This is a genomic window from Lancefieldella parvula (assembly GCF_963530955.1).
GTDB classification, from domain to species: Bacteria; Actinomycetota; Coriobacteriia; order Coriobacteriales; family Atopobiaceae; genus Lancefieldella; species Lancefieldella parvula_A.
Window position 1 is genome coordinate 1 of the sequence record NZ_CAUSFQ010000098.1, and the last position, 4,536, is coordinate 4,536.

Genomic DNA, 4,536 nt, shown 5'->3' on the forward strand with positions numbered 1-4,536 from the left:
GTTACGTCATAACCTTTTGCAGCAAAAACGGGTCCCTGCTGTCCGCCGCCACAAGCCAAACCTAATATCTTTTTTCCGTTGGCTTTTTCAAACCATTCTGTTGGAACTTTTTTGCCAACAGTTAATGCAACGGCAATTGGATTATTTCTAGCCTCTTCTAATTCTTCATGCGTCAATGGCTGGGTATAGTCATTGTTAACCTTATTCCATCTATCTTTATTTAATTTTATATAGTCATTCATCTTGTAATCTCCTCAAAATACCATCGTATTTCGATGTAAATTTTATATCTGAATCGTAAAAAAGTGGCTGCATTTGACGTATTGTCTGCAGCCACTTTTGCATTACTCGTACATGTCAGTTTGCTTACGCTTTAATTGCGACAAACTGCTTGTTCTTCTTGCTCCTACTTAATCAGTCCACTGTTCCTTAGAAGCAACTCAATATCGGTGCCCTTAACAGCTTTAAGAGCAACCTTCAAAAGCATCTTCTCTTTGAATGAAAGAGGAGCCTTATCAAGCGTTTTCTTGTCTAGGGCATAATAGGTTGCCTTAAGAAGCTCTCTAATGTCGTATTGAGAGCCCCAAACTTCTGGCACACCCCTATCAACGTTCATCAGCGTGTAGACAGACTCCATACCGGTACGGATTGAATATTCCGTAGTAAAAATGGTATCTCGAGGAGTCTCGGCAAACTGTCCAATAAAGGCAAAGTTAACAGATCCCTCAGGAACAACCAGCGGCCTATCCTCCGCTTTTCTCGGCTGGAAGAATGCGTTGATGTAAGGCATGAAGCACGTTGTAGTGTTGCAGCGGTTCTTTGCCCAGTCTTCAATCTTTTTGGTTGGAACGCCAATGTGGTAGAGCCATTCCTGGCAAACTTCCTCACCAGTGCAGTTGCGCATGGCTTTCTTAACAAAATTACCAGGTTTATTGGTGCTCAGAGCATAGACCCAGATAAGTACAGTATCTTTATCCTGCGCTCTAAACTGTGGCTGACGGTTAATAGTCCACGAGAGATACCAGTTATCGGTACTATCTTTGACGGTTACAATGCCGCCAGTTGTGACCTTGCCTTCTCTTGGATCTCTCTTGCAGACACCAATGATTTTCTTGATGATTTCTTCATCTTTTGTTTGGATAGTAGCGCTCATCCAGTTGGTTGCCTCAAAGTCACTGCAGAAATTCTCAGGATTTCCGTACTCACCATGTTTAGCCTGAGCTGCAATGTTTTTCCACAAATCCCAGGATTCTCCCACGCCATTTCTAACGTTACTAATATCGGGAGCTGTGTTCTGATCACCATAGCAAGAGGTATCGGTGCAACAACCATTGGTGATAAACACCAAATCGTCTTCAGTAAGATCAATGGTTTGTTGTGAGTCGTTCTTCTCGTAAACAATCTGAGTAGCTACCTTTTTACCGTTGGTATCGTTGATAATGACGTTCTTGACGTCCATACCATAATCAACGCTTACACCATGGCTCTCAAGATACCTAACCAGTGGCAAAATCATGCTCTCGTACTGATTGTACTTAGTAAAACGTAATGCAGTAAAGTCAGGAAGACCATCAATATGATGACAAAACCTGCATAAATAGCGTTTCATCTCAAGAGCTGAAGACCATCTTTGGAATGCAAACATAGTCTGCCAATAGAGCCAGAAGTTAGTTTTCCAGAAAGAATCAGGAAGCACATCGCTAATCTTTTTGTCCTCAAGGTCCTTCTCGGGAGTCATAAAGAGCTTAGCGAGCGCAAGTGATGACTCTCTATCAAGCTTGAACTTTTTGTCTGTGTGAGCATCTTTACCGCACTTCTCAGAAGCTCTGCACAGTGAATAATTGGGGTCGTGCTTGTTGAGCCAATAGTACTCATCAAGTACCGATATACCAGGCGTTTCAATTGATGGAACGTCTCTGAACATATCCCACATGCATTCAAAGTGGTTGTCCATCTCACGGCCACCACGCATATAGAAACCCTTTGTTATATCTTTGCGTCCATCACAGCTTCCGCCTGCAAGTTCAAGTTTTTCTAGTAGGTGAATTCTTGAACCTTTAACCTGGCCATCGCGTACAAGATAAAACGCAGCAGCTAGACCCGCAAGACCTGTTCCGATGATATAAGCTGATTTCCTGTCGGCATCTTTGGGCTTTTCTGGTTTAGCGAACGATTCATACGTTCCAGCAGAGTAGTACATAACTTCCTCCTTAGTTTTCCGCTTAAATACCTGCGGAAATTAGTAAGTCGCCCTTACCTTGCATTCACTATAAACTTATAAACTGCTAAAGAAAATGCACAAAAAGAGCGGACTGTCCGATAAAGTGACAGTCCACTCATATTGCTCAATTTCACGACAAAGAGGCTATTTTGTCGTATTGCTATTTGTTTCTTTTAGCATTGGTCAGTGCATGATTAAACGACCCATGAATAAGAGAATTAAGCCTATCTACAATAATTTTAGGATCTTCTGTCATTCCCCCATCAATCCACTCAAGCACTAATCCAACAAAACCATACTTGTAAAAATTTGCGATAAAAGCCTTATCTTCTTCCCTAACAACCATTCCCTCAGCTTTTTCTTCAAGCACGTCATAGAGAAGCTGATAGGTAACCTTATATAGATACTTGTATAAGTAATCTTGAGGAACGTTGTGATAAATATTAAGAATAAAGGGCTTATCTTTTTTGATCATGTTAAAGATGGCGAGAAACCCCTCTTGCCAAGTATCATATGTCTTATTTTCTTTGAGCGCACGCTCAGCATCTTCTTCACAAATCCATTCGGTGAGCTCCAGAATATCGTGGAAATGATAGTAGAACGTTTGACGGTTCATCTCGCACTTTTCGGCAATATCATTAACGGTAATCTTGTTGAGCGGCTTTTCTAGCAGCAGTTCTTTAAAGGCAAATGCGATGGCCATCTTTGTTGTAGCCTTGCTCATGTTTTTACTCCTGAAGATCTTTATATGAGTTACCAAAGTATACCGCGATACTCTTGGAACAAGATTTATAACCTCATGCCTATGAAATTGTTCCAAAAATAGCAATTAATTTGGCTTTTTTCGCAGGTAATGATGTGGTTAACTTGTATTAGTTAGATAAAGCTAACTTAATTTCTTTCATAGTATGAAAGGGGTCTTAGTATGGAAGCTGGTCACGAGTTTTTACTACGTATGGGAAAGACAAGACTGCGCCCTGGCGGTATTGAGGCAACCAATTGGCTGCTTAACTCAGTAGAGATTACGCCAGAAACTCAAATTCTTGAGGTGGCTTGTAATATTGGCACCACTACGGTTGAACTGGTAAAGCGATTCCACTGCCACGTAACCGCAATCGATCTCAATGCAGACATACTTCCTAAGACAAAGGAAAATATCGCGAGAAACAACATCGAGCAGTATGTAACGGTGGAACAAGGAGACGCTACAAACCTCTCCTACCCTGATAACAGCTTTGATGTTGTTATTAACGAGGCTATGCTCACCATGCTCTCTGACCAGCAGAAGACGGCTGCGGTTAAAGAGTATGCACGAGTACTCAAGCCAGGCGGTGTGCTCCTTACCCATGACGTCCTCCTGCTCAAAGAAGACGATGAGTTGGTCCACGAGCTCTCAAGAACTATCAACGTCAACGTAAAGCCTTTAACCCTCGCAGGTTGGAAGAATCTCTTTGAGTCAGCAGGTTTCTGCCCTGAAACAAAGAACGGCAAGATGACGCTTATGAATCCGGCAGGACTTATTGCCGATGAGGGTGCTGACGGAGCTCTGAGGGTTATTAGAAACGGTCTCAAACCTGAGAACACCAAGATGTTTACGAGCATGTTCACGTTCTTCAACGATCACGCAGATGACCTTAACTACATTGCCGTAGTGAGCAGAAAGCCAAGATAGGCTCCGCATCAAGCCAATGCAGGATCAAGGTAGAGCAAACACAAAATAGTCATTCATCGAGCTAGACTCGGGCTCGATAGCAAAGAAGGAAGCCGGCAGAAATACCAGCTTCCTTCTCTTTTATTGCGTGTTATGTGCGGAGCTTACTTGGCCTTTGCGCAGGCCGCCATAGCAACAGAGCCAATGTAGTTGACTGGGTTGGTAAAGTTTGGCTGGAACAGAAGGTCAACAGCTGCAAGGTTGTCAATGGTCATACCAGCAGCAATAGCAACAGAAACAACGTTTGCTGCCTGAGCAACATCGTCATGTGTCGAGAAGAACTGTGCGCCCTTGATAAGGCGAGTCTCTGGATCCCAGACAAGCGTGGCGGTGACTGGCTCGGTGGTCAGCATGAACTCAGGACGGTAGTTCTCGGTGATGGAGACGGAATCGTACTCATAGCCACGAACCTTGCCACCCTCAACGGTGAGGCCTGCTGCAGCCATGGAGTAGTTGTAGAGCTGAACTGCACTGGAAGCCTGAGTACCTGCATAAGCAGCAGTTGGCTCAAGCATGTTAGGACCAACGTGCAGACCCTGGCGGACAGCATTGGTTGCCAGAGGAATGTAGTCCTCTTTACCAGTGACGTTGAAAATGATGGAAG

At 43.6% G+C, this 4,536-nt stretch carries 3 protein-coding genes and 2 pseudogenes; 1 reads left to right on the forward strand and 4 read right to left on the reverse strand.

The features are described 5' to 3' along the window. The 3 genes and pseudogenes from RWJ43_RS06060 to RWJ43_RS06070 form a co-directional block, all read right to left on the reverse strand. Positions 1 to 242, reverse strand: a pseudogene (locus RWJ43_RS06060) (class I SAM-dependent methyltransferase); the annotation flags it as partial. A 164-nt stretch (positions 243 to 406) separates the two neighbouring features. Then, a complete protein-coding gene (locus RWJ43_RS06065; protein WP_314008967.1) occupies positions 407 to 2,200 on the reverse strand; it encodes an oleate hydratase in 1,794 nt (597 codons plus the stop codon). 181 nt (positions 2,201 to 2,381) lie between these two features. After that, complete coding sequence (locus tag RWJ43_RS06070) at positions 2,382 to 2,945, reverse strand: TetR/AcrR family transcriptional regulator C-terminal domain-containing protein (protein WP_314008968.1); 564 nt, start codon at positions 2,943 to 2,945, stop codon at positions 2,382 to 2,384. Positions 2,946 to 3,176: 231 nt separating this feature from the next. On the opposite strand from RWJ43_RS06070, the gene RWJ43_RS06075 reads away from it, so the two are divergent. Next, positions 3,177 to 3,893: a class I SAM-dependent methyltransferase gene (locus RWJ43_RS06075; RefSeq protein WP_314008970.1), complete on the forward strand. Its 717-nt coding sequence runs from the start codon at positions 3,177 to 3,179 to the stop codon at positions 3,891 to 3,893. 143 nt (positions 3,894 to 4,036) lie between these two features. Here the strand turns inward: RWJ43_RS06075 and RWJ43_RS06080 are convergent. Continuing rightward, positions 4,037 to 4,536 (reverse strand): annotated as a pseudogene (locus tag RWJ43_RS06080) (FAD-dependent oxidoreductase); the annotation flags it as partial.